Source organism: Nostoc sp. WHI, from assembly GCF_015714725.1.
GTDB lineage: Bacteria > Cyanobacteriota > Cyanobacteriia > Cyanobacteriales > Nostocaceae > Nostoc.
This window is the reverse complement of sequence record NZ_WBKM01000215.1, coordinates 1-25495: the sequence shown is the minus strand read 5'-3', so window position 1 is coordinate 25495 and position 25495 is coordinate 1. Positions and strand designations below refer to the sequence as shown.

Genomic DNA, 25495 nt, shown 5'->3' with positions numbered 1-25495 from the left:
TCTCCTGTCCAAAACTACCTTGCTAGTCTTCGGTACTTAAAGCCACCAAGACACCTTGATATACACAATTCAAGATATCTCGACTTATAGGTATCTTGATATCTGGGTATCTTTTTAGTTTGATATCTAAATATCTAGACAGTTAGAGTTAATATCTGTATGGTCTGCTATATCGAATTGGGGGTTTAACCCATGCGAACCTGCTCCTGCATCTCCCTCTCCGGTGGACAGGGAAAAACAACCACTATATTCTTTACCTCACTGCTACTAGCACGACTTGGCTTACGAGTATTGACTATCGACGCAGATCCACAAGCAAATCTGACTTTTTATTTAAATCACGAGGTAGACCCAAACCAGCCCAGCTTATTTGAAGTACTAACAGGGCAAGTGACAACAGAAGATGGTATTTACCCTACCACCCATGAAAATCTATTTCTTATCCCAGCAGATAGGGGACTGTTTAAGGTTTCAGATTTCCTCAGTAGCAGTGGTACAGGAGCATTTATCCTTAAACTACGCCTCAAATCTGTAGCCAATATCTTTGATTATGTCCTGATTGACGTACAACCATCGCGCTCCCAACTATGCCTAACAGCGGTGGGAACGTCTGATTATGTCATCATCCCCGTCGAAGCTAACGTTAAGGGAACCAACAGCTTAATTGATACCCTGAGCTTCTTAACAGAACAAGCCAACTTAATGGCATTTACAGGGAGAGTATTAGGGATAGTTCCTTTTCGAGATCGCTGGGTAGGAAATACCCAAACCCTAGAAGGCAGGCAAAATATTGAAGCGATGCGAGAGTTTGCTCTCGACATCCCAATTTTGCCGAGTATCCGCGAGTCGGAGAAGTTTAAGAGTGCAATCCGACAAGGCAAGCTGTTGTCAGACCTGGGGCAATCCGACCTGCAATATCCATTTGAGCAAATTATTGAGGCGTTAACTCATGAGTGATGCACTAGAGCGATTGAAGCAGCGAAGCCGTCCTTCTGTCAAAAGTCGAGATACTTCGCTAGATTCTGGAAGTCCAGATACCTCGATATCTAGAAACCAAGAACCTCAGATACCTAATAATTCCGAAAATCAGGCTACTATATCTAAACAGCCGTTGCAAACAAAGCAGAGTACGCTGCGGTTGGAGCAGGGAGTAAGCTCACGCCTACAAGAGGTGTGTCGGGAGAACGGCATTTGTAGAGAGGTTCTGATTGAAGCCATGTTTGAGTATTGTGAGGCAAATCCAGAATTTCTCAGTGCAGTGTTATCTGAAGCGATAACGAAGAATGATTACAGGCAACAAGTAGCAAATATGCGACGGGCGAAGTCGATGATGCAAAAGTTCTCTTAGCGCATTCTTATGAATTGCCATCAAGCTTTGAGTAACAATCGATGCTGTTGGCATTAGCTTGACTTGTAATTTCTAATTTAATGGATATTAACCAACAAAAAGAACAATTTAGCATCACCTATATTAGAGCCATCGCCGCCGTTGCAGGTTATTCTTTATAGGCATCACCGTGCCAAAACTGGAAAATTGTACGCTAAGGCTGAAAGCGTTACCCAGCAAGCATCTTAGCTCCTCGCTTTTCTACAGCACCCGTGAGCGGCTGTTTACCCTCAGTTGATTGGTGCAGAGTATTGGTACTACTCGGTTGCAAGGCGGTATCAGCCTGTCTATTAATAAAACTTCATCTTTTGTAAGAACAGTTGGTAAATATTTAGATTTCTTTGCACGTACCGCATCTACCCTTAAATCTAAATCTTTTTTTAATACCTTTTTGTAGAGAAATAAAACAGCATGGAGTGCTTGATTTTGCATAGTTGGGAGCTTCGTACAATAATAAGTAAATAAGTAATCTTTCAAGCTTTCAATAATGACACTCCCATCACCAAATAAAGTCGATGAATTATTTTCTGAATGGGATAAACCAGGCTCTCCTGGTTTTGCTTTAGCCATCATCAAAGATGGTAAGACTGTCTATAAGCGCGGCTATGGTATCGCTGACTTAGAACACAACGTAACGATTTCTCCAAATTCGGTCTTTGATATTGCCTCAACGTCCAAGCAGTTTACAGCGATGTGCATTGCTTTACTTGCAAGAAAGGGGGAACTTTCTTTAGATGACGAGATCCAAATCTACATTTCAGAGATACCCAGATATGAGTATCCCATTACTGTGCGGCATCTGATTCACCACACAAGCGGCATTCGTGATTACCTAACCCTCATGGGGTTGGCAGGAATGCGATGTGAGAATGAGTATCCTGAGAACGAAATCATTGGTTTAATAGCTCGTCAAAAAGAATTGAACTTCAAGCCAGGAGAGGAGCATTTGTACAGCAACTCAGGATATTTTCTTTTGGCAGAAATTGTAAAACGTGTCTCCGGAGAATCTCTTGCGGTTTTTGCTGATAAGCATATTTTCAGTCCGCTTGGGATGAAGACAACTCACTTTCACGATGATTTCACAAGGATTGTCAGGAATAGAGCGATTGGCTACTCTGTGAGGGACGAAGGTAGCTTTCGGATTGATATGTCTATTCTTGATGTCGTGGGTGACGGTGGTATCTATACCACAGTTGAGGATCTATGTATCTGGGATGAGAATTTTTACCAAAACAAATTAGGAGGATATGGGCAAGACCTGATCGAAGAAATCATTACACCTGGAAGATTGAATAGCGGCGAAGGGATAGATTATGCCTTTGGTTTAGTTATAGGGCATTACCGAGGATTAGAAACCATCAGCCACAGTGGTGGATGGATGGGTTACAGATCACAGATGCTTCGATTCCCCAAACAGAGATTCTCTGTAATTTGCTTGTCAAATTTGGGCAGCGCTGAACCGCCAGAACTTGCCAGAAAAGTCGCAGATATCTACTTAGTTGATGACTTTACTGAGCAAAGCATAGAATCTGTAAGCCGCCAAACCCAAATAATAGAAATTCCATCGGTTGATTTAGAGAGAAATACTGGCTTTTATCAAAACCCAAAAACAGGAACCGTTTGGGAGTTATTGGTCAAGGATGGGAAATTAAGCGTGGAATTTGCTGGAATGAGCTTTACACTTGCTCCTGTGAGTTCAAGTCATTTTGTCATCATAGATATTCCTTATAATGCCGATGTTGAATTTGAAGAGTCAGGTTTAGATGAACCCTCCCATCTTTACGTTTGTGTGGATGGCAAAACACGCGACGTTTTCCAACGGCTAGACTTTGCTCCTCCTGATTCTGAACAGTGGATGGATTTTACAGGAGAGTATTATTGCAAAGAGTTAGATGTCACCTACAGAATCAGTATAGAAGACGGAGAGTTGCTGCTAAATCGAAGAAATTCTCTTCGAGAAACCCTCAAGCCAATTAACAAAGATTTACTGGAAGGTACGGACATCACTTTGCAGTTTGTCCGTGATGACTTTCATCAAGTTGCTGGATTCAATATGAGGGCAGGATATGGAGGTGTCAGAAACATTCAATTTGTGAAATAAGAAGACGCGCCCAACAATCTCGTTGCGGTTAAAACAGATTGTATCTACTGGGATAACGCACGAGACGCGATAATGCCTGCTCTCTTGGGCTATCTATGAGATATCATTACTTTCCAACTTTCATAACGACTAATCTCAATCCAAAGATTCTCTAAATCACTACTCAATAATTTCATCATATTGATTGGTGTCTTCTGAAGGTAATTCTTTCATCTCCTCCAACACATCAACCAAAGTTTTTTCATCTAGCCATTGATGACGTTCTTTGGTATAGTCTCCTTTACCAGGACTAAAATATTGAATAAATCGAATAGTATCGGCAACTCCTAAAGAATTGATTAAGGCATCATAGCCCTGTTTAATAATGTCATGTTGGGTTTTCATCATTGCTTTCCTCGGCTTGTATTACAAGAGCCAGCCATTGAACAGGATTATTAATCAAAACGTTAATTAATTGGGAGTTTTTTTGAGCTTTTTTGAAGAGTCTGTCATCTGTAGTGAGAAATACATCAGTCTGACTTCTTTCGGCACTAGCGATGTGGGTGGCATCATAGCTGGAGAATCCTAATTGTTGGAGTTCGGCGGCTCTGTTTTCAATGAAGGCACTATTAATAACTTTAATTTTAGCAATGCCAAGTAATTTTTTGACATTTTCTAGTCTTGATAAATCAGGTGTTTGGTTTAATTCAGCGATTAAAGCACTGCTATTAATAAGTTTCCAAGTTCCTAATTGACATTGACTCAGAATTGTCATAACTGCCTGTGCTTCCAAATAAATACGGGGTTGTGTCTGGTCATCAAACGGACGATTCAAACAACAAGCATCAAGATAGATTTTATATTGTTTGCTCATAGTGTTTAATCGTATAAATTATAATTTAGTCGGATTGACCCAGTGAGTAATTTCTACATCATGCCCTGTTTTATGGCTAACAACATCTAAATTTTTGAGCCTTACCTAAATCAATTCTGATATTGAGTCACTCATCTGCTTTTGCAAGCGCTGGCGGTTATCGTCGTACTTCAAAACAGTTTGCACTTGGGCGTGTCTGCTGAATCGCTGGGTAGCACGGTAGTTGCCATTATTCAAATCCAATACTGTAGTAATCGCACTGTGGCGGATGCGATGGGGTGACATCTTCTTAGTAATTCCCGCTTGCTTGCACAGCCCATCTACCAGTCGCCTGATTGCCTCCCCGGTTAATCTCGATCCATTTTTGTGGTATGCCAGCACGGTGAAAAGCGGTTCATTGCTACGTTTCTTCTTACTTGCTTTGATCCAACTGGCGATTGCGTCGGCGGTTCTGTCCGATAGGTCAAGAACTTCCTTCTGGCTACCCTTGCCTTTACCCAGGATAAAGAGAGTTTTTTCCTTGGCGTTAAAGTCAAGCACATTCAAATTGACTATCTCATTCCGGCGCAAGGCATTATCCCAGAGTAACCGCAGTAGTGCATAATCGCGCTTACCCTTTAGGGTGTTCTGATCAACCAGCGCTATGACTTGGGCATAGTCCTCGGCTGGAATACCCATAGTGTCACGGTAGGTTTCAACCTTCTCACCTTTGACATCATCCAGGGAGAAATTGCAGACTCCCAGGCGTCGCCCCATCTCCACCATTGACTTGATAGCACTGAGGCGACGATTCACCGTAGCTTCTGCCAGTTTTTTCTTAATCAGGTGCGCTTTGTACTTGAGAACCACAGCAACGGCGTGACGTTGTTCCAGGTGAAGGAATTCCAAAACCAAATCCCGGCTGGGTTCTTTCTTAACAACGAACAGAAAAAAATCTTTCAGGTCTTTTTGGTATTCGCGCTTAGTGTTTTCACTCCGCTTATCACCAATCAGCTGCTGGATCACATCGGGGTCATTCTCTAATGAAAAATCCTCACCGATCGCTAGGGCAAGTGAGTTTTCGAGAACGCTTAGGTTTTCGGGATGGATCGATGTCATAGCGCAGCAGAGATTGGGAAGTTGAATACTCAAGCTATATCTTAGTTGAATAGAGCGTGATTTTTGCTCTAAGTGGTGCGAAAAATCCTATTGTCGCACCATCTTGCAACAAGTGGGGGAGTGGGTCAGGGGCGAGTTCTTGTCAGTTGATTGACAATTCCAGAGGGCGATGAAGAGAAATTAAATTAGATGAAAGTGTAAGGGCTGACGATTTGACTAAGTAATAATGCTGCTTTTAGTCTGGAGATTGCGGTTTTGCCCTAAGCTCACTCAGGAGAGTCCCGATCGCTGTGGTGAAGCGATCGCCACCGTAGATGGGCGGTTACGCCGAAATGCGATAACCTGTCCTCACTCCTCCTTGCTGTTTTATCTATTAGATTTTTAATGCTGATTTAGTTAACTACATTGAATAAATCTATGATTAGCGATCGCGGACTCTTCCCCAGCCCCCAGTTTGACCCCGGGTTACCTGCCAAAATTGCCAGTCAATCTCTTCTTTGGGGGCTGCAACATTATTTAATCTAGATTATTCAGTTCCTCTTCAGGTTTTTCTTCCCCATTCTGTTGTGGGTCACAGACATTTGCCTGCCAATATGCAGGAATAATCGGGGTTCGGAAGTGGCGGCTTGCAATCAGGGCTATTACAGGCAACTGCCATCTAAGACAGGAAAGGTCTGTGTAAGTTTGATATTTTTCGTGAATACGAATAATGTAAGTTTTAAGCTCATCTAATGTCTGTGGCAATCGAAACGGGTGGAAATTAAACCCACTGGCATAACCTGCATTAGTACTGTACAAATAGTTATCTGTATCTTTGTCTGGAAACCAAAGCTGAAGATTAGTGCTTGTAAAAGTTCGAGCAACAGCTTCTTGGAAAGCTCTATAATCATTAGCAAGATTCAACACGGCATACCAACCAGCTAGCATGGGCATACTGAATTTTGCTCTGCTTTTTTCATCATTAAATCTTGCTGCTTCCACTTGGCTAATTGCAGAAGATACGTTTGCTGTGAAGAAGGTTTTAGTTCCTTGAGATATGGTAGTTTTTGCCGCGCATCGAAATAAGCTTCAGAACGATTTAATGCCTCCTGAATTACATTGAGTTCAGCTTCTGTCACATCATCATCTTTCATTCTGCTTTTGAGGTAATCGCCAGCGTCATGCGGGTGATTGTAAAGTACGTACTCACTGAAAAATTCCACTATCAAGCTAGCAATATTAAGCGAATATATTTCCCGGTTTAGTGCTGATAATAGAAGTGCAGGAAGAGAAGCAATATCTGTTATGTAACCTGCAAGCCTATACAGCACCCAGACAACTGTTTGCTCATCAAGGGTATCAAGTACTTCTTTATTGAGCGTTATTGAACGGCGATTTTTTGCTGTTTTTTTGTGAACAAGTTTCGTTGTATCGTCATCACTTTCATGTACTGGAATTGAATTAAAGAAACGAATTACATCACTTCCAGCAAGGTGCAATTGTTTATTATGAGATGCAAACCAGCGTGTGATTGTACTATTGAGTGCGTTGAGATGGTTATTATGTAGCTCAATAAAAGTGCTATCAATAAGTTTTGGTAGTGATGCTTGTTCTCCAGAACTATAATCCCAACCTAATGCTATGAACTCAACTAGTTGAAGGGCAGTCTTGGGATCATTTTTTAAACAGTAGTTGATACAATAGTCTAAGCTATCCAACATTTCTGTAGAGAAAGAAGGTATCTGCACTAAATGAAGAAGTACTTCTTTGTACCACGAGCAACTGTAGGCTTCACTCGCTTTCTGAAACAACATATTGCTCAACTGTTCTCGGACAACATGGTTCTGACTTGATGCAAATTCAACTAGGATTGCTGCTGCTTCATCTGATTTATTTGCTAAATTGCCGTAGGCTTGTAGCAATACAAGGTCAGTCTCTACGTTGAATTTTCCTTTGAAACTATTGAATTTATCCAAAGTGGCTTGCAGTAGATCGGACTGCTTGCTAGTTTCGTAACTAAACTCACCCAGGAAAGCAATACCTATCTGCCGAAGTATTGATTGTTCTGAATTTGTCAAAACAAGAGCGCGACGATGGGCTTCGTCAGGGTTGAATTTGGCAAGTCCTCGAAGAGCATAAAAAGCTAGCGAAACTATACGCGGCTCTTGAGCTACTACAAACTTGTTGTATATAAAATCAGCATTGCTTTGAGAATGAGCAGCCAGATTCTCAACAATTGAGTATATCTTATGTCCAGCATTGGTTTGAAATATTAGTTCAAACACATCCACTAGAGATTCAAGTTTAAGGTCAAGTTCTGGAAGTGCATCGCAGAAAAATTCGTAAATCTTCTCTCTTGATTTATTTCGTTTTTCTCTTGATGTTTCTAGTCTGCCTACTTCTGCTACACGACCCACTAAATCTTTTTTATATTCAGAGTTAAGTACAAGCAATACAGCAACTCCGATTTGACTACCAACATTTATGCGAATACTACACCTGTATATCTCATAAAACAAACTGGCAAAATTTTCAAGTTCGTCCCAAGCCGCTATTACTAAATTCACAGCATAACGAACTAAGTAGTCGTGCCGAACTGCTGGATCAGAAAAACCTACCTTGCCATTATCGCTTCTCAGAAACCCAAGTTCAAGCCCCGGACTTAAATCAACTTCATCAATTGGCGGTATAGGCACAGTCTCCTTAGATTGCTGATAAATTCCACCAGCTGCCCATTGTAGAGATGCGTGTGCTTCTGGATAAATTTGTCTGATTTGTTGCCAGTGTGGGGTGAAGTTCATCTCGCTATACACAACTATATACTTGTACTTTATTAAATATTTTTTGGAAGTCCCTAAACGAAATTACCCTACTTATGAATTTTGGGTGACGTTTATATAGTTCCCAAAAGAATGCCGCTGGTAAAAAATGCGATCTCGCCGTTGATTGACTGAGATTGCGATCGATTCCTCTGGGACATCGACCCCATCACCCCAGGTTACTACTTGCGGGAATTCTTGGCGATTTGACATTGAGCATTCCCGGATAGCCATTATCGATAAACAGATATTGGGCTGGAATATTCAAGCAATCGTTCCCATCCCCAGACCCATGCAGTTTTTACTAGGATCTCTTTACCGTTACTGAATTTGATAAATTCTCTACCTTCGTCAGAAAATACATCAACAACCAATTGATTTTGCACATCGCGTCCCCACATTTTTTCTGAGGCATTCCACCACCGTTGTCCAGGCGAAGAGAACATTTCCCTTTCTAAATATTCATCACGCCATGCTTTAGGCTTCCAATTATTCTGTATGCCAACATTTGGAGACATGACAACCTTCATAAACTGAAAACATCCATTATCGCAACTTTCCACTTAGAGATCAGGCCATGTCAATACCCCCATTTAATGAATCGTTGATATCACTTTTGATATCAAGTTTTGACAAAGGGGCAATCAAAGGTTAGTACGATTAAATCAACTCTTTTACTCGTCAAATCGCTTTCTATAGCTCTCGAATAGCTCATTAATCTTCTTTGGCTCGGATACAAGTGTTCCCCGTTCATCACGGAATGTGCGATCGCTTGCACCTTGGAAGGATAGCCAGTTAAAACTTGTGGTAACAGCAAATTTTGTATCGGAAATGAGGATTTTCGCGTGGGTATCTCCCAAACGTTTGATCTGGAAATTATTTTTGTACTGACTGGCTAATTGTTGTATTGTCTTCTCAGCTTGGATATCGGCTGGATACTTTTTATCGTTATCGTCTTTTCCCAAACCGTATCCAATGTAAACTTGCACTCCCCGCTTGAGGAGATTTTCAAAATCTGCAAGAAATCGTTTATTTACAGAACTAGCTCGAATCCAAGGTGAAATAATCATCAAACTTTCTTGGGTATCACGAAGAGCCTTTTCCAGAAGCGGACGGTGTTCGTGCATTTCCAACCAACGCATAGGAACCGAAGTTAGGAGGGAATTTAGCTGTGCCTGGAGTTGCTCGATTTGTTGTTGTGCAGATTGAAGTTGCTGCTCAAAAATAATTTTTTCTTCTTCATTTTCAGTTTGTTCAAGGTTGTTTTGAGTTATCTCTATTTCAGCTTCAATCTTTGCTTGACTAGTATAAACTTCTTCCTTTATAGCTTCAATTTTTTCTAGTGGAGCTTGAGTGACAAAATCACGTCCTAAAATTTCTTCAGCTAATTTCCTGGGTGAGCTTTCTTTTAGAGTTTCGACAATGCGAAGTTTTTTAATTCCATTAGAACGAGCAAAAGCAGCTTCATGTTCACTGGAAATTACATCATCAATTAAAAATGCCACCTGAACATCATCACTATCTTTGGCTTTATATATGAGTGCCAAGGCTTTTTCAAAAAATCTCTGCCTTTTTTCAATTGCTTTTAATGCTAGTAAATCTTTCTCTTCTTTAAATCTGGCTTTACTAGATCCCTCAATTTGACGAATAATTCCATCTACGTCTTTAAGTTTGATATCAGATAATTCTGGAGGTTTATTTGGAAACGGATCAATCTCTAGGATTTCTTGCTCTCGTAAATCCTTGTGTTTTAAAAAGTATGAATTGCTGCCATACCAGCGTGGATATCGTAATAATCCATCAAAATCTATATCAAATGTACGCTCTTCTGGAACAATAATTTTAGCTTCTTGGAGAGTTGTAATACCTTTTTTAGTCAATTTCCAAACTTGTAACCGAGAATCATCAGGAGCTATAAGGTCAATATTTTCACTCATTCTTAAATTGACCATTGCATCTTTTAAAATTTGCTTTTCTATACCAAGGAAAGCACTAATATCTTCTTCTGAATTCAGCCCAGCATCAATAGCCTTTAATACAAATTCCTCTATTGGGGGTATCGGCTTACGTAGTTGTATTAAAGCTTCAATAGTTACTTTATAAACAGGTAAACCCACCTCTTTGCAGGCTACTAAATCGAAACCTGTTCTATTGTAACGCAGCAGTTCATTGGCTGAGAGAGAGATAAAATTGTCTAAATTCATGATTTGGTTTACCTATTTTATTTACTTACCATTCATCGCTTCCATTAAGCTACAATTTTCAGGATGACGTTCAATGTAATCTAATACTTGGTATAAAGGATTATTTTTTGAACTCCGACAAAAATGATGATCTCCCACAAGCACTAAGCCAACTCTGCCTCTAGATAAAGCAACATTTAGTCGCGCTTCATCTTTAAGAAAACCTATTTCCCCTTTGTTGTTTGAACGAGTGATAGAGTATACAGCTATATCAGCTTCACTTCCTTGAAATGCGTCAACTGTAGCGCACCTAATGGTTAATCTTTGCCAATTGTTTAATTCTGTATTAATTCCGCGACTCAGCAATTTTAATTGTGCTGAATATCCACTTAATACTGCCACACTATAGGTTTTTTCTGCTACTTCTGCCATTGTATTAATTTTGCGAAGCAGATGAATAATAGCTCGAGACTCACAGCTATTGTTATAACTGGAATTAGCACGTTGCTCTTGATAATTTGGCAGATTAGAAGTTGTCAACCAAGTTACTGGTTTTGGTAAAACTTTAGCCAAATTTGCATCTATATCTTTTCTGGCACTTTTCAGTTCACCTTGATAAAAGCACTCACTGATTAGATTGCCAATTGGCTCAACCATCCGATGCTGAATTTTTAACATCTTACAACAACTGTCAGGGAGTGTTGTTAGCAGTCTGTCAAATAAAGTTTCTCGGATGTCATCTTCAGTTAAATCATATTTCTCTAAAAACTCTGCATTGCGGCTGACTTCATCTTGGAAGGGTGGAAGTTGTTTTGGATCACCAACAAGTATCCATCGCCGAGTTCTCGACATCGGAACTAATACTTCTGTTGCTGTAGCCTTTGATGCCTCATCGATAATGCAAAGGTCAAATTCTGTATCTTGAATGTATTTTGAAATTCCAATACAAGTTCCAGCTACTACATCAGAACGTTTGATCAGTGGGTCATTAAATTTTTCATTGCGACCAAAACAGTCAAACCACTCGGCTTGAATACTAATTAGTTGTTGTAACATTTTAGCATCTGGAGCATGAGGGTCAATCAACTGATTGCTCTTTGCTTCTAGTTGATTAGCATTGAGTTTTAATAAGTCATCTTTAGCAATTCCTGTGAGTTCTTGAAGACGCTGGGCTTTGGCTTTATGTTGCTCTCGTGCTTGTTTTTGTTCTTCTCGCAATTCTTCAAGTTCACTTGTAAGACGCTGAAATTCATCTCTTTTGTCTTTGGGGATTTTTTGTTTATCTGGTAATTTGGGATTATCTATGTCATAGTTTATAGGGTAAATTTCATATAATTCTTGTTGGCGAGTTGTTGCTTCTGTTTTTAATTCATTAAGCTTTGTGACTAGAGTTTTTAGGTCTTGAAATAAAATAGCTTTTTCTAATTCTTCCGGAGAAACACCTCTTTTAGTAGACCACTCTGTTATAAAATTTTTACTTGTAGTTACAGCCTGTTCTCTCCATTTTTGCATTTGTTCTTCTAACAATAGAGAGTGAATATTTTCTGAAACCTGTTCATGATTACCAAGGCGTAACAACTTTAAGTCAAGGTTTTGGTCTTGAATCCGTTCTAGTGCATTATCCAAGGCTACATGAGTTTGTGAACTCAACAGGATTCGGGCTTCTGGGTTTTGCAGAAGAGTTTGGATAACTATTTCTGTAATAAAAGTTGTCTTTCCCGTACCTGGTGGACCTTGAACTAGAAGAAAATCTTGTGTTGTTAATGCTGCTTCTACAACCTCTTTTTGTGATTCATTCAGAGATTGAAAACACTCTATGTCTCCAGATATTTCTGGATGCTTGACTTCTTGAGAATTGACAATTAATTGACGCATATCAGCCCGAACTGCACGGTCAAATCTAATTGCATCTAGCGCGTATTTTTGCCGATTTAATGCTGTTTCAGTGGCACGAATATCAAAAACTAGCTCACCTGATCTTGGCGCTCTATCTGGTTGTCCATGTTTCACATAGAGAATTAACCTGTCACTAGCTTCTTGGACTTCAACAACATCTCCCCCTAAAATACTAAATCCTTTTTTGTTAATAATATGTCGGGGTTGTCCTGCTATATCTTTATCTGGAATTTCTGAGATTTCAAAGATAAGATGCTTCCCATCACGAGTAAAGTCGGTATATTTAATTGGCTTTTCTCTGTTTTTTTCCCAATCAGCTTTAGCTCGAAGAATATTAGACCAAACGTGGAATAATCTTTCTTTTTCAGCTTCCACTTTTGTTTGTCGCAGATCAGCTTCGTATTCTTCAACTGCATTTCCAATGTCTGTAATAGCGTCTACGGCTTCAGACATGAATAGTGGTCTACCAAACTTGAATTCGTAGGGAGGAATCCAAGCTTTTTCTCGACTTTTTTCAAGACTAGCACTAGAGGCAGAATAGGCATTAATGATATCAACGTATTCTTCCCCTACTGCTACATGATATTTATAACTAACACCAAAAATAGAATAGTGACCTTCGGGAAATTCTTCTTCAGGAGATTGTGCGCTAAATTTTCTGTAACGATTGATTCCACAAGCTGTATTCAAATCCTCTAGAATAACATTTAGAATTTCAGCTTCAGATGTCTGAAGTTCATTATTAAGATTTTTCAAAGCATTTCGAGTTAATCTTAGATAACAAGCACGTTTTTTAGTTAACAGTATTTGCGATCGCTTTCTTTGGATAGTATCAAGTTCTAGCAACAACACCTCTGCATTGTGTTGGCGTTCTGCTGGATCTAAGGAAACAGCACGTTCTATTATCTCCACAATTTCCGGTGGTGAATTAAATTCCACCACCCCTTGAGATATGGCATCATAATCGCTAATGTCTACCTTTGTTAAGCACTTAAGCACTAGTACACCAAAACTGAAGACATCCCTGGTGTAAGGATAAGAGCCATCATCAGGTTCTGGTGGTGTGAAGGGACGAGATACAAACTCCCTCAGAGTAACGCTAGGTCGAAAGTAGCTTCTGAGCTTAGATATTCCAAAGTCGGCGAGTTTTGGTTTACCGTCGCTACTAATTAAAATGTTATTGGGCTTGATATCTCGGTGGCTATAGTTACGATTGTGGGAGAAAGCCAGAGCTTGTAATACAGGAAAAGCCACATTTTGCCAAAAAGAATCCCATCCATCTAATGCAGACTCTTTCAACAATTTTGCCAAGTCTTGCTCCATCCACTCCAAAACAAGGAAATACTCACCTGTACTTTCATCCTTGCCTGAATCAAGAAGTTCTACGATTCCCGGATGCTTTAATTCTTTGAGTGCTTGGGTTTCACGTCTGAAGGACTCTTCTAAGATATCGCCTTCAATCTGCCCATGCTTAAATACTTTCACTGCAACCCGTCGCAGATCGTCGAGCATATCGCTTGCCTGATAGACATCAGCCATTCCACCAGAGCGCGGTTGGGGAGATAGAGCATAACGATTGTTGATCAGGCGAACTGGCGACATAACTTTACAACCCGTAGAGGTTTTTTTATTTGTAACATAGCCGAATGGCACTAAGAAAAGGGACAATCGTTGAGGCAGCAGGGGTGCAGAGGAGCGGAGGAGCAGGGGAGAAAGAAGAAGTTTTAGGCAATACGAACGGATATTTAGAAATTCCCCTCTGCACCCCTGCCCCTCTGCAATCCTTACGCTGCCTACCATTCAGCTTAACTTAGTGCCATTCATAACATAGCCCTTAGTTTAGTATGAGGCTAGGAAGATACCTTTATTTAGCTTTAGTATTCCCAGAAGTATTGTTTCTATATCAGGTTTCTATATCACTAGGCTTGATCTTGGGCAATTTATATATAGGGTTGGACAAGCCTAGCAGTTTACGGAATTCTGGGTCATGTTTGACAAGTAAGCAGTATTTTCAAGAAAATTTATCCCGATAATAATTTATGGATTTATCACAGTTGAAGTGGTTGAAGAACGTGAAAGATCAAGGGCGTTGGGCTTACAGTGATCCTAATGATATGGCTATTCCCGGAACGAATATTTTTTGTCTACACTGGCGTAATTATAAAGATAAACTTAATGCTGAAGAACCTCTCAAGGGTGATCTAATGCTACTGATACAAGGAGCGAGAGTAACTCACATTGTAGAATTATTAGACGATGAAGTGTATCACAATAAAGAAGCTGAATGGAATATATATCGCATAGTAAAAGCCATTTGGATGCCTAAGAACAATTTTGATTGGGAAAAACTCCCTGGTTACATAGAGGTTTTTGGCTATGAAGATATTGTCTTTGATGGTTTAGCACATAGATTATTTGATGAAAACAGGATGTATACGTTTCATCAACATTGGAAACCGTTAGGCGGTTTACCAGCTTTTCAGAAACACTTGGGCGATATCCTGATCAATGCTTCAAAAATCCCTAAGCAAATTATCGGAACTTTCAATGATCAACCACTGCGGTACATTCGTAGTGAAGGTAGCGGGGCTGAACTTTTGGATATCGTCACAATAGGCGACTTTCCTGACGAGAACTTCTTGCAGGGCTTGTGGCGATGGGTGCATACTGACGGACAAATTGTTGTCGATGAACAAGCACTGAATAGAGCCAGAATACAAGGCTAAACTTGTGTCAGCTAAATAAGCTGAGACTCGCCCAGCATCAAGTTGAGCGAGTTTTGTACTGTCTAGACTAGCTTTTGTTTGCTACGCCGCACGAACGGTCTTGCCATCAGGCATAGCAAGTTTCCATTAATTCCCTTCTCCGAAGAAAAGCGACATATCATACGCGCTTCTATCCGCGATCGCCATAATTTTCTTAGCCACTGCTTCAGAGATCGGAAGCACCGATAATCGATTTCCTGATCTGACCACCATTAATTCCTCAGAGCTAAACTTTTCCCTGAGTGTTGATAGTAAAATGGGGCTGGAAAAAGTTTCAACGAATTCCACTATAACTGTTTGCCAGCGCGGGGATTCGATACTGGATTTCGGATCATAATAAATACTGTTTGGATCAAACTGGGTCGGATCAGCAATACCCGTTTTCACTACACGCATTAGCCCAGCAATACCAAGAGGGTTAGTATTGGAGTGATAGAAAAAAGCCAAGTCTCCAAGCTGCATTTGGCGCAGATAGTTCCGAGCTTGATAGTTGCGAACACCATCCCAGATAGTCTCACACTCCCGTTGAAGATCAGCAATGCTGTAAACTTCTGGTTCTGACTTCATCAGCCAATAATTCATCTCTGCCAGATTATGGATATACAAACTTTCTAATCTACCATCTCTTTCTCTATTTTTTGTGATTAGATACTACGAACTTGAACTGCTGGTGATATCCAACGATGATTATTCCAGAATTACTCAATATGTGTGATCAGCCTTGGCAATTGGACTTTGTATCAAGTCTTCCAGAGTAGTAACTCGTTGGCACAACTTTTGGTTTTGTAAGACAAGTTCCTCAATCATTTTTATCAAATCTGCAAACGGCTCTTGTGAATCAGTTGGACGGAGGGTTATGTCACTATCTATACCAATATGTATTCCATGAGCCTCAGACAAAGGGGAATTACTCATGAAGTTGATATTTTTGCTGGACTCAAGCTGATTTAATCTTTGGGTTAACTGTTCTATACGTTGCACTAGATCAGGTATACTATCCGATATACGCGGAACGTCTGCTTCTGAATTGCTCAGAAACGAGTTTAGCGCTTGAATAACTAAATCTGTAGAGGTAGTTCGTTCTACTGCTGCTCTTTCCTGAAGAGCTGTAATTAACTCTTCGGGAAGTTTGTAATTGGTCTGTTTTCGCATAGCTGTATAGCTGTGTATATATCAACTATACCATTTTTCGATAGGAAGGTGTAATTTAATTATGTGTGAGCAAAACTACGAACTCCGCACCGATTACTGGTGCCATGTAAGAGTATGTAGAGAACTAGGGATAGGTGCAGAATTATACGACTCTCAGGACACGATCACCATCAAACATGGTAGTCAAGTTATCTGGTGGTGGAAACCAGATAGACAACATCAACAAATAAGACTTGAAACCGAAGCACTAGCAGAGCTATTTGGAGCAATTAGTCAAAAGCCTGAAGAATTCACCACTGATAAAATGAGTCCAGAAAGATTGGTTAAGGCTTTCATTCGTCACGTCTTAAAGTTACCGATGAATAAGCAGACCAGAAGGTACGGGAACAGATATTACTATTTGGTGGAAACTCGTCCACAACTATTAGAAATGGATGAATTGGCTCAAGTCCAAAGACTAGACCAGGAACATGGTTTTAATTACGACCTACTGGGCAATGCTAGCCACTGGCATTACCTCTACCTAGCTCCACAGCCGCAGGGTTACGCGATTGAATTAGATATCGAGTCTGCACATTTTACAGCATTCATAAACCAGCAAACCATGCTATTGAGTGACCCTGGAGAATATGGTCAACCGTATTTCCAGGGCGACGGTGGCGCAATGAAACGACTGCGCGAGATTAGCCCACAGATCCCCAAGTGGTTTAGATGTCGGATGTTAGAAATCATCGGTAGCCATAAACTAGAATACTACCAGTTCAACCCTGCCACAGGTTCATCGGAAACAAAAGTAAATCCTAATGTGATTTACTGCGGTATGGCATTCAACGCTGTCCACAAAGCCATCTATACCGTTTACCAAACAATGGCAGAAGTGGCTAATTTGGTCAAAGATGACCTGTTGCGATCGCACACAAATAGTTTTGTCCTCAAAGCCACGATGTCCCGCACTGCTGAAACCGAAATGTTAAACGCACTTACCGAACGTGGTTTTGAGGTTTCCTGCAAAGGCATCGGCTGGGCGCATTTTTGGGATATTGACAAAGGAATACTGGGCTTCAGTAAACCAAAAGGACATATCGAGGATTTAGAAGAGTTACGCAAGCGCGACGGAGTTTACGTCAAGCCAATGCCCAGACAAATGTATGATCGCTGGGGACATTGGCTACCGGAAATCCCAGAGGAGATTCTAACTAATGCAAAGCGCTACGAGTTTGTTCCTGTCAGGAGTATCCCTAAAGTTTCACCAGAGAAAGTAGGTGGCTATTGGCGAAATGATTGGTGAGTGTCATCAAGAGAAGCTGGAATATATTATATAAAATTCCTTGTTGATATCAGTCGCCTGGAGTGCTAGTGCTGACGATACGCGAAGGTAAATCCCAAAGAGCGATTGCGTTCTTAAAGGGGCAACTTCGTCAGCACGTCACCTCAGTTTAGAGCCGCGTCTAGAGCGCTGGATCGGTTTATTGCTCAAATAGAGGCAGATGCAAAAACGCCACCAAAAGAATGAGTAAATACCTCTCAATGAAATAGAAAACCATCCCAGGATTAGCCAAGATGGTTGGTCAAATTTTCCCGAAACGGGAATATATTTATGCAGACTTGGACTTAATGAGCGATCGCACTCCTAGCATTGAAAGTTAATTTATCCAATTCTGAAATGAGTTTTTTGACAAACGCCTGTTAATCCTTACAACTCAGTCCTGGCAAAGCGTTAGGTATATTTGCAAATAATCCTGGTCGAAACGGATGATTGCAGGTTGGTTGCAGATAATGCAGGCTCAGTTGCAATTAATCCTGGTTCAAATGAAATTATAGTTGTAAATAATCCTGGCTTGCTCAGGTCTTGATTGTAGGTTTGGGCATTTATAATTGCAGGATGTTACAAGTACTGGTTGAAATGGATGATCGCAGGGTAGTTGCATCTAATTCTGGTTGAGTTGCAGTTAATCCTGGTGTAAGGGTATCAGTCTCACAGCTTGGACGAGATAAAATTTCGTTGAGCAATTCTTGTGCGGTCTGGCGCAGCTCTGTGGGAAGGGCGTTCAGGTTTGAACTCCCTCCTCCACCCTCTGGGAAATTGGGAAAGGGATCATTCTTCGTCGAAATTTCGTTGAGCAATTCTTGTGCGGTCTGGCGCAGCTCTGTGGGAAGCTCGTTCAAGTCCGTTCCCCCATCTAGACCATCATCGTTTACTGGCGTTGGATTCTCATCAACGATTACTGGCGTTGGATTCTCATCAACGGTTACTGCCGTTCGACCGTAAGTGAGTATTGGCGTTGCGAGTGCAAGCAAAATTCCACCGACTAATGCTGAAAAATAATGGACTTTCATAATGCGCTTTCTAGAAATTTTAGTTAAATGTTCGGTAGCTACAAAAGTTGGCAATATTATACCGAGTCAGTGGAAGGTATGCATAAAATGCTGCAATCCTGATCGCTTCGTCTATCTCCCCACCAGGAAGAGCTACATTAGGTGGTCGATTGTACCATGCATACCCAATTCTTCCAGACCAGCTACACGTTGCGCTTGTCAGTGCTTCGCTCTTTTCTATAGAGATGAAAGGAGCGATACAAATTACTAAGAACGGGATTAACTTTTTCATGAGCCTTTATTCCTTGAATATATATGAAAGAGTAAAAACGATATCAAGCTCATGCTGGAACCACAGCAGAACATGATTTATGGAGTTATTTTGGAAACTGACGAAAAAAGGGTTATGGGCTGGTGTTTTAACAAGTACAGATTAAGTCAAAAAGTTAAAGATTAGGTAATAAAACTGTTATTAGAATGTTATTAACATATTAAGTTTAGTTTAAAAAATTATTGAAGATTGTACAAGTCAGTGGTCAGCACTTTGTACCGCCTATCAAGCTGGCAAATTAGGGCTAGATAGTGGACTAACCTTTGGGGATTACGCTGGGTTTAGTTGGCAGTGGACTTGGTTGAGATTGCGAGATTATCAAGCTGGTGGATTAGTAAAGGAAGTTGGCTACTGGAAAGATGGGAAGCACTTAAATAAATTGGTTATTACTCAGGCTGGGATAGAGTTTTATCGACAACAGTGGCTACAGTATCGCACTCTTTATCCTGATGTAGATGCACCTAAGCCTGAATAATTTATCGACCGCTTGAAAACAGAAAGCCACCCAGAATTACCCAAGGTGGCTGGTAAAATATTCCCGATTTCGGGAAAATGTTTTTGGTCTATTCCAGGGTTTCAATTACATCTTCTTCCCAAGCAACAGCGCCACTGTCGATATCATCTTGCCAGATAATCAACCCACGTTCACCCAATTCATCCATCGCCACATCGTTAATTTCCTCAAGAAATTCATTAGGCAGCAACCTAAAAATAAACCTAACAAAAATATTCATTTGCTTTTCCCGACATATCTTATTACCTCATACAAGCACGGGCTTTCTTCTTTATATTGATAGGGATATTTGTATGTAGTGCAAATTTCGCCGCTTACCTCTACATACATCGAGCCAGAATATATTTCCTGTCCTGGACAAATTGAAATATGTTCCGCCCAAGTCAAATTCTGAAGATGATAATTACTGGCATAGCCTATTTCATGGTTATGCTCTGTTGGGATTGATTTTTTGTGAATGTCGTACATTGAAAACTCCAAAAGGTAACTAATTTTTCAGTCCTATCCGCGTGTAAAAATATCTGTCTGCTCAAAGAGGTCTGTCCGAGGTCTGTCTGCCTCTCTGTCTGCTCTGTCCCTGACTGTACAAGGATTCTGTCTAATCCTGTCCGCTCTGTCTGATTTGGGCTGATTTCGATAGTATGCAAGCATCTAGTGAGACAGACCCGCGTCTACCCTATTAACTCCTTGTACTCTGAAACAGCATTTCGGTAGGTTTCGTTCTCCCCAGGCTTTGCATCCCAAAGGAATTTGATGATGTTAGTCTGGCTCAATTTCATTTCGTTTCGCAGCCTTTTAATCTCAGAAATAGCCTGTTAGCGGCTCAAATTAAGTCTGGTGAAACGTGGCTCAGTGGTGCTAGAGTCCTCATCAATTGGTTGTTTCGTCGTTTCGCTTGGCAATTTCGCTATTTCGGCGCTGTCTGCCTTAGTCTCCGGGAACTCTAGGCTACGGTAAAGCTTTTCTAGCGATTCCCGATCCTCTTCGCTGACTGGGCGATTGCTTGTACCAAAGTCAGATATTTTCGCACTCATTTTGGGCAGACTGACATCAAGCCATTGGCTAGAGCTATCAAGCTTGACCTTTGCAAAACCAGTAGATTTTGGTTGCAGTGTGACTAAATCTACTTCTGCCAAACATTCAACCTGAAGCATTTTAGAAACCAGATTGTGTAATCCCTTAATGCCAAACATACAGGACTGAGTATTGTTGTGAGCCACTACAGTTAATGGCATCTCTTGTTTGCGAGATTTAGTCAGTGCCAGCTTCCCAAATTTCTCTAACAGTTCTGCATCTTTAATGAAGTCGCTGTATGTGGTAGCCTCCTCACAGATGAGAGATAAAGCTTTGCCCTCCCTCCAAAGTTTCTCTCTCCACCGTTCCTCACTTAAAGATGAATTATTGAAGGTTTGTAACCGTTCCTCAATCTGACTAACATAATCGCGTATCTGTTGTTCAATCTCCGACCATGAGTGATAACTTTCAACCCCTCGCCATTCACTGCGGTTAGAATCTGGATCTAAAACAATTACTCGATAACCTGCCTCTTTTTTCTGTTTAGCAACGTAACGAGCTAGCCAACTTTTACCGCCGCCTTGATTACCCCAGATTAAACAGGTTTGTTTGACTAAGTTTTGTACCCAGGCATCGGGCGAAGCTGCGTTATTATCTGCGATCGGAACAGGCTCGGAATCTTCTACTTTATCCTTTGGATCAATCGTCTGCCCCAAACTCTGGCTCCCTTGCAGATACGGCGTTTTCATCTCTCGCAATTGCTTAATATATTCTGCCTTTTGTTCTTCGGTCATCCCAGCAGTGGTTGCCTCAAAGATTACATCCTGGGCATCCATCTGGGTAACTTTAATTTCGGTTTGGGCGTAAATCTCAGCTTTTTGAATATCTACAGTGCGATCGTTGGCGACTAAATCCAGGTCAGCTTGTAGTTGAACTTCTGCGATCGCAACATCTCTGTAACTCTCTAGTAGCTCAGAACGTGCAGCCATTTCTGCTTTTGCTGCATCCCGCTTTTGGGTAATATCTTCAAATACGGCTCTCTGCTTCTCCTCATCTTGGCAGTGCCTTAGCATCCACCCAGCAAGTGCAAATCCGATAAATCCACCGAATGCCCAAATGGGTTTATTTTTGTTAGTGGCTTTGACTAATCCTTGAACTCCCATCGCTGGGTCTTTCACAACTTGTCGGGGCATTCCTTTAAGTTTCCATTCTTCCCAGTAGTAGGGAGTCATGCGAAAGGGTCTACCATTCTTGTCCTCACAGGTCAATCTTTTTTGTGGGTTTTTAATACAAAAGTAAATGCGATCGCTACTCGTTCCCTGCCACGCCATTGCGACTGAGCCAAGACCAACAGTTAAACTCAGCCCAATTGCAATAGCTTTCCGATCCATTGACAATCCACCGAACCAGAGCATTAAACCCGACTGTTGTGACTCGGATAACTGTTTATGCTTATCAGTTAAGTAATTCATTATTGTATTTCGAGTAAGGAGCAACAGTAGAAGGTTCTAAGTTAGTTTTGGGTGGAGTATTCCCAGTGCCGGGAATAGGTTTAGTATTGCCAAGCCAGAAAGTGAGAACCACAATAATAAAAACAAGAATACCTACACATAGGTCAAAAAAGTTTTGTGATTGTTGAGTGCTTTGAGTGAAGAATATTTTTTTCATTTACCTCTCCTACCACTAAATAGAAAAATCATTAATACTGCTACGACTATCGCTACTCCTGCACCACTGTCCAAACTTAAATAATGATCTGTTTTCGCTTTTGGCTTATACATCGTTTGAATTGAAGTATTAGCTGTACCAGTGGAAGTTCTCGCTTCATCCCACTCCCCAATAGGCTCTGAAAGCGCACACAGTAACGCTAACGATGCACTGCAACCAGTCATTAAATTAGTCACAAACTTATCAAACCCTTCACCTGTTGCAGTAGCACTAAAGTATAGGTGTGCAGTGCCAACAGCTAAGAACATTCCAACTGGGTGAACTTGCAACAGATGAAAGGTGAAAATGATTGCACTATTCAAGCAGCTGCCACCCACTATTTCGCAAACATTACCAGTGCGCCTAAATGTCCGACCTCTATTATTTTCTTGCAATGGCGGGGATGGTTCAGGTTGTTTCTGCTGCTGCTGTTGTTGCTGTGGAGTTTGTGTCAGCCCTTGAAATGAAAAAGGGCTAACGCTCTCGGAATCATTATTCTGCTTCCTTACAAGCATCAGCCGTATCCTTTTACTAATTAATTACTATTTATCTATCGCCCAACTTCTGCCACAAATTACCCAGCCTCGATCCCCATACCCTGACCGTTCCAGTTGCAGAAACACTAGAGCTAGGTGCATAACTTTGGGATTGAAATGGTATTACTTCTTGTGGTGCTTGGTTGGGTTCTAATGCCCGTGAACCGTATCTTGCACGAGCTAATAATTCTTGGCGTTTCTCTCTTAATCCTGCTGTGATAGCTTGGCGTTCAGCTTGCACGGTTTGTCTATTTTCTATCCCACTAATCTTGTTTTCATGTCTCCACAATTCAGCTTGTAAATCTTGATGTAATTGGGCTGCGACTTCGGTTAGTGCGTGTTTACGTTTTTGGTCAATCCGTAATAGATCACTTCTGTCTTGAGCATCTATGCGACTCATTTCTAAGTCGAATTCTCCATTGAGCTTACGGATTTTACCAATCGCACCCGCAACATGAGAACCGTATTGTTTACGAAGTTCTGTCCAAGAAACTTGCCCTTTTGTCAACTTCTCCATTGCCTCGAAGACAACCTTGGCATTGTCCAGAAATGGCTCTAATCTATCAGATAGTTCCTGGGCATTATTGGCATAATCTGCGAACTGTTCGAGCTTGTTTATATCGCTGAGGTAGCCCAGAATGTCAGACTCAAATCCTCCCCATGCTTGCGCCTTTTCATCAATATGGGAACTATGCCCCATTACCGGATTGCGTATTGCAAAGTCCATTAGTTCGCCTCCCCTAATGCTGATATTTAAGTTGATTAATCAAAGCTTCTGCCAGTCCCAGATGCTCATTTATTCCTACTGATTCTCGGATACCTGGGGTGATACTAGAAGCGTGAGCTATTGCTTCTGCGCTGGACTTAAGCCCGTGTATTGCTGTCTCGGCTACTATGAGATTTTTCACCACACTTTCTAAAATCAGAAGCTTCTCTGTTCTGCCAAGCTTTTCAAACGTACTTCCATACACAGATTGAAGGTCATCCAAATACGAACCATCCCCCGGCATTGTTGATGTAAAAAAACCAATTGGTTTTGACATGATTTATCTCCTCAAAAGATATTAGTTTGTTGACTCAGCTTTAACGTTTCATACGAGCAAGAATTTCAGCTTTCAATTCGTCTAATTTTTCTTGCTCATCGCTGGTCGCGTTGCCGCCTTTTTTAGAAACTTCATAGCTTACCTTTACTAATTCCGGTGAGAATCCAGCAATCAGAAGCAGCTTTGCGGTATTTTCGTAATCTGGCTTTTGCATAGTTGTTTTTGGAGTTAATTATCTTAGTCAGATGGAGGTTGCAGTAGTTCCCAAATAGCGGGATTCGATTCTTTGGTAATTTCGATTATTTCTGGCTTTGTCAGTGCCGCCTCGTTATCTGCATCAAGCTCTGCTTTCAGTCGCTCTATCCGAAGTGCGCGATCCGTTAACGGTGATTTGCCCCAGTCGTTGGGATTGTTATAATTAAGTGCCATTGTTAGAATCCTTAAGTACAAATCGTTTTGCGGCGGAAGATACATTTCAGAGTGGAGCGATTGCTTGCTTTGGTCGGCTAGGCGTTGGCGTAGCCCGTCGTAGACATCGCTTCATGCTGCCCCTTTGAAACCATTGGCCATTGCGCCAAGTGCTAATTTATTAGGCTGGGTAGATTGAACTTGGACTGTTTCTGCTTTGGGCGATGCAAGCACATTTCCATGTTGAAAAATCAGCTTCTCTACACCTGCTGATAATGCTTGTGTAGCCACGTCTTGAGGTAAATCAAACATTTGACATAATTCCCGAACCGCTAGATAGCTGATGGTTATACGCCGAGATTCGTAGTTCATTTATTTAGGCTCCAATTGATATTTCGCTTAATAATTGCAACCCCATTGCATTGATGAACTGGGGATCTTTCAAGACCACAAAACCCAAAGAGGCGAGGTTCTGATCCACTACTGGCAAGTCAACACCCCCACCCCAAGCGACGAGGTATTTCGCTCTATCAAGGTAATTACCAGATGTCACGAAGTTGGCGAATTTCTCGATCCTGCTACTCCACCATTCATCAAGACATTGGCTGTACTCTGCCTCGAACTTCTTGCCTGTCAGGTGGTTGCCTCCATAAGTGAAGGTTCCTTCGAGAATACCCTGGTTCACCAAGCTGGGTGAGTGTTTCACATCCTTGGATAGCAGACTCACTCGGTCGTTTCGCTTGTCGAGAGCTTCTGCAATCATGGTGTGCAGTTCACCCGCTCCACCCTCAATTAGATGCCGGTCAATCACTGCACCACTGCCGTTAAACACGGTAATTAACCAAGTTGATGAACCGATATCGAGTGCGATCGCTAATTCTGAGGGGTCAAGCATTAGGGATGCTTCACCAAATAAGCAGTGGGCAATGCTTCCAAAACCTTCGGGATAAATGCCTGTGACTACGATTTCAACTGTCTTGGTGACAATGGAACGAGTTACAGGGTGCAGATGTTCAAAGGTGTGAGTCCCTTCAACTCGGCGTTTAATCTCTTGGCCCCAGCGTTCCGGGTTATGGTTGCTCAAACTAATTGATAGTTTGAAGGAGGAGGGAATATTCAGAACGGCTAAGTCTGCAAGAATGCTTTCTAATGCCAATTCTGCTTTTTTGGCTTTATCTTCGTGTAACAGGGTGTGATCTGCTTGAGCGATCGCTGCACTTCCCCAAAAGAACTGAACATCTTTTAAGTCAAGCCGCGAACCTTCTACATAACGCACCCATGCCCCATCTTTTGAGATGGTTTCGTGATGCATGATGTTTCGGTTGCGAACAAGTGAATATGCGGCTGGCATCATGAGCGAAAAATCACCGATGATTGCCTTGCCATACCCTGC

The 25495-nt window shown here is 41.3% G+C and carries 32 protein-coding genes; 8 read left to right on the top strand and 24 right to left on the bottom strand.

The features are described 5' to 3' along the window. The first annotated feature begins 192 nt into the window (after nt 1-192). Together F8S12_RS21440 and F8S12_RS21435 are read left to right on the top strand one after the other, a co-directional pair. Nucleotides 193-957 carry a ParA family protein gene (locus F8S12_RS21440; protein WP_190884200.1) on the top strand — a complete coding sequence of 255 codons (765 nt, stop codon included), beginning with the start codon at nt 193-195 and terminating at the stop codon, nt 955-957. Continuing rightward, a complete protein-coding gene (locus F8S12_RS21435) occupies nt 950-1348 on the top strand; it encodes a hypothetical protein (protein ID WP_196518246.1) in 399 nt (132 codons plus the stop codon). Before F8S12_RS21440 ends, F8S12_RS21435 begins: the two co-directional genes overlap by 8 nt. 240 nt (nt 1349-1588) lie before the next feature. On the opposite strand, the gene F8S12_RS21430 is transcribed toward F8S12_RS21435, so the two are convergent. Beyond that, nucleotides 1589-1819, bottom strand: coding sequence for a hypothetical protein (locus tag F8S12_RS21430; RefSeq protein WP_196518244.1), 231 nt, complete (start codon nt 1817-1819; stop codon nt 1589-1591). A gap of 55 nt (nt 1820-1874) precedes the next feature. Between F8S12_RS21430 and F8S12_RS21425 the strand changes: the two genes are divergently transcribed. Further along, the gene (locus F8S12_RS21425; RefSeq protein ID WP_196518242.1) at nt 1875-3488 is read left to right on the top strand and encodes a serine hydrolase domain-containing protein; all 1614 of its coding nucleotides are present in this window, start codon (nt 1875-1877) and stop codon (nt 3486-3488) included. Nucleotides 3489-3647: 159 nt separating this feature from the next. Here F8S12_RS21425 and F8S12_RS21420 read toward each other — a convergent pair whose 3' ends face one another. The 3 genes from F8S12_RS21420 to F8S12_RS21410 form a co-directional block, all read right to left on the bottom strand. After that, entirely contained in the window at nt 3648-3872 is a 225-nt protein-coding gene (locus F8S12_RS21420; protein ID WP_196518256.1) for a hypothetical protein, read from the bottom strand. Continuing rightward, nucleotides 3856-4341, bottom strand: a complete 486-nt coding sequence (locus F8S12_RS21415) for a PIN domain-containing protein (RefSeq protein WP_196518240.1) — start codon at nt 4339-4341, stop codon at nt 3856-3858. The genes F8S12_RS21420 and F8S12_RS21415 overlap by 17 nt, the downstream gene beginning before the upstream one ends. A gap of 105 nt (nt 4342-4446) precedes the next feature. Next, complete coding sequence (locus F8S12_RS21410; protein ID WP_196518238.1) at nt 4447-5439, bottom strand: tyrosine-type recombinase/integrase; 993 nt, start codon at nt 5437-5439, stop codon at nt 4447-4449. 226 nt (nt 5440-5665) lie between these two features. Between F8S12_RS21410 and F8S12_RS21405 the strand changes: the two genes are divergently transcribed. Beyond that, on the top strand, nt 5666-5824 hold the full coding sequence (locus tag F8S12_RS21405) for a hypothetical protein (RefSeq protein ID WP_196518236.1): 159 nt from the start codon (nt 5666-5668) through the stop codon (nt 5822-5824). A 131-nt stretch (nt 5825-5955) separates the two neighbouring features. Here F8S12_RS21405 and F8S12_RS21400 read toward each other — a convergent pair whose 3' ends face one another. The 6 genes from F8S12_RS21400 to F8S12_RS21375 all read right to left on the bottom strand — a co-directional run bounded on the left by F8S12_RS21400 (nt 5956) and on the right by F8S12_RS21375 (nt 13918). After that, a complete protein-coding gene (locus F8S12_RS21400) occupies nt 5956-6372 on the bottom strand; it encodes a hypothetical protein (RefSeq protein ID WP_196518234.1) in 417 nt (138 codons plus the stop codon). Beyond that, nucleotides 6360-8219 carry a hypothetical protein gene (locus F8S12_RS21395; RefSeq protein WP_196518232.1) on the bottom strand — a complete coding sequence of 620 codons (1860 nt, stop codon included), beginning with the start codon at nt 8217-8219 and terminating at the stop codon, nt 6360-6362. The genes F8S12_RS21400 and F8S12_RS21395 overlap by 13 nt, the downstream gene beginning before the upstream one ends. 72 nt (nt 8220-8291) lie before the next feature. Further along, on the bottom strand, nt 8292-8450 hold the full coding sequence (locus F8S12_RS21390) for a hypothetical protein (protein ID WP_196518230.1): 159 nt from the start codon (nt 8448-8450) through the stop codon (nt 8292-8294). A gap of 20 nt (nt 8451-8470) precedes the next feature. Then, the gene (locus F8S12_RS21385) at nt 8471-8755 is read right to left on the bottom strand and encodes a hypothetical protein (RefSeq protein ID WP_196518228.1); all 285 of its coding nucleotides are present in this window, start codon (nt 8753-8755) and stop codon (nt 8471-8473) included. A gap of 156 nt (nt 8756-8911) precedes the next feature. Continuing rightward, a complete protein-coding gene (locus tag F8S12_RS21380) occupies nt 8912-10441 on the bottom strand; it encodes a phospholipase D-like domain-containing protein (RefSeq protein ID WP_196518227.1) in 1530 nt (509 codons plus the stop codon). Nucleotides 10442-10462: 21 nt separating this feature from the next. Then, a complete protein-coding gene (locus tag F8S12_RS21375; RefSeq protein WP_196518225.1) occupies nt 10463-13918 on the bottom strand; it encodes a serine/threonine-protein kinase in 3456 nt (1151 codons plus the stop codon). Nucleotides 13919-13962: 44 nt separating this feature from the next. Here F8S12_RS21375 and F8S12_RS21370 point away from each other — a divergent pair, with 44 nt between their 5' ends. After that, nucleotides 13963-14130, top strand: a complete 168-nt coding sequence (locus F8S12_RS21370) for a hypothetical protein (protein WP_196518223.1) — start codon at nt 13963-13965, stop codon at nt 14128-14130. A 225-nt stretch (nt 14131-14355) separates the two neighbouring features. Continuing rightward, the gene (locus F8S12_RS21365) at nt 14356-15042 is read left to right on the top strand and encodes a hypothetical protein (RefSeq protein WP_196518221.1); all 687 of its coding nucleotides are present in this window, start codon (nt 14356-14358) and stop codon (nt 15040-15042) included. A gap of 126 nt (nt 15043-15168) precedes the next feature. Here the strand turns inward: F8S12_RS21365 and F8S12_RS21360 are convergent, their stop codons facing one another. Together F8S12_RS21360 and F8S12_RS21355 are read right to left on the bottom strand one after the other, a co-directional pair. After that, complete coding sequence (locus F8S12_RS21360; protein ID WP_331001424.1) at nt 15169-15663, bottom strand: EVE domain-containing protein; 495 nt, start codon at nt 15661-15663, stop codon at nt 15169-15171. A gap of 120 nt (nt 15664-15783) precedes the next feature. Then, the gene (locus F8S12_RS21355; RefSeq protein WP_196518219.1) at nt 15784-16233 is read right to left on the bottom strand and encodes a hypothetical protein; all 450 of its coding nucleotides are present in this window, start codon (nt 16231-16233) and stop codon (nt 15784-15786) included. Nucleotides 16234-16294: 61 nt separating this feature from the next. Between F8S12_RS21355 and F8S12_RS21350 the strand changes: the two genes are divergently transcribed. Further along, nucleotides 16295-17521, top strand: coding sequence for a hypothetical protein (locus F8S12_RS21350; protein ID WP_196518217.1), 1227 nt, complete (start codon nt 16295-16297; stop codon nt 17519-17521). A 581-nt stretch (nt 17522-18102) separates the two neighbouring features. Here the strand turns inward: F8S12_RS21350 and F8S12_RS21345 are convergent. Then, complete coding sequence (locus tag F8S12_RS21345; RefSeq protein ID WP_196518215.1) at nt 18103-18570, bottom strand: hypothetical protein; 468 nt, start codon at nt 18568-18570, stop codon at nt 18103-18105. 19 nt (nt 18571-18589) lie between these two features. Beyond that, nucleotides 18590-18841, bottom strand: coding sequence for a hypothetical protein (locus F8S12_RS21340; RefSeq protein ID WP_196518213.1), 252 nt, complete (start codon nt 18839-18841; stop codon nt 18590-18592). A gap of 340 nt (nt 18842-19181) precedes the next feature. On the opposite strand from F8S12_RS21340, the gene F8S12_RS21335 reads away from it, so the two are divergent. Next, nucleotides 19182-19355 carry a hypothetical protein gene (locus F8S12_RS21335; RefSeq protein WP_230968175.1) on the top strand — a complete coding sequence of 58 codons (174 nt, stop codon included), beginning with the start codon at nt 19182-19184 and terminating at the stop codon, nt 19353-19355. Between the two features lie 88 nt (nt 19356-19443). Here the strand turns inward: F8S12_RS21335 and F8S12_RS21330 are convergent, their stop codons facing one another. The 10 genes from F8S12_RS21330 to F8S12_RS21285 all read right to left on the bottom strand — a co-directional run. Continuing rightward, nucleotides 19444-19614, bottom strand: a complete 171-nt coding sequence (locus tag F8S12_RS21330; protein WP_196518209.1) for a hypothetical protein — start codon at nt 19612-19614, stop codon at nt 19444-19446. A gap of 595 nt (nt 19615-20209) precedes the next feature. Further along, complete coding sequence (locus F8S12_RS21325; protein WP_230968174.1) at nt 20210-21880, bottom strand: hypothetical protein; 1671 nt, start codon at nt 21878-21880, stop codon at nt 20210-20212. Next, nucleotides 21864-22076 (bottom strand): hypothetical protein, encoded by a 213-nt coding sequence (locus F8S12_RS21320; RefSeq protein ID WP_196518207.1) that lies wholly within the window; start codon nt 22074-22076, stop codon nt 21864-21866. The genes F8S12_RS21325 and F8S12_RS21320 overlap by 17 nt, the downstream gene beginning before the upstream one ends. Continuing rightward, the gene (locus F8S12_RS21315) at nt 22073-22630 is read right to left on the bottom strand and encodes a hypothetical protein (protein ID WP_196518204.1); all 558 of its coding nucleotides are present in this window, start codon (nt 22628-22630) and stop codon (nt 22073-22075) included. The genes F8S12_RS21320 and F8S12_RS21315 overlap by 4 nt, the downstream gene beginning before the upstream one ends. 31 nt (nt 22631-22661) lie before the next feature. Further along, nucleotides 22662-23378: a hypothetical protein gene (locus F8S12_RS21310; protein WP_196518202.1), complete on the bottom strand. Its 717-nt coding sequence runs from the start codon at nt 23376-23378 to the stop codon at nt 22662-22664. A gap of 13 nt (nt 23379-23391) precedes the next feature. Beyond that, complete coding sequence (locus F8S12_RS21305) at nt 23392-23694, bottom strand: hypothetical protein (RefSeq protein ID WP_196518200.1); 303 nt, start codon at nt 23692-23694, stop codon at nt 23392-23394. Nucleotides 23695-23734: 40 nt separating this feature from the next. Continuing rightward, complete coding sequence (locus tag F8S12_RS21300) at nt 23735-23908, bottom strand: hypothetical protein (protein WP_196518197.1); 174 nt, start codon at nt 23906-23908, stop codon at nt 23735-23737. Nucleotides 23909-23931: 23 nt separating this feature from the next. Continuing rightward, nucleotides 23932-24123 carry a hypothetical protein gene (locus F8S12_RS21295; protein ID WP_196518195.1) on the bottom strand — a complete coding sequence of 64 codons (192 nt, stop codon included), beginning with the start codon at nt 24121-24123 and terminating at the stop codon, nt 23932-23934. Between the two features lie 111 nt (nt 24124-24234). Further along, complete coding sequence (locus tag F8S12_RS21290) at nt 24235-24474, bottom strand: hypothetical protein (RefSeq protein WP_196518193.1); 240 nt, start codon at nt 24472-24474, stop codon at nt 24235-24237. A 4-nt stretch (nt 24475-24478) separates the two neighbouring features. Then, a partial coding sequence (locus F8S12_RS21285) for a ParM/StbA family protein (protein WP_196518191.1) occupies nt 24479-25495 on the bottom strand: 1017 nt, incomplete at its 5' end.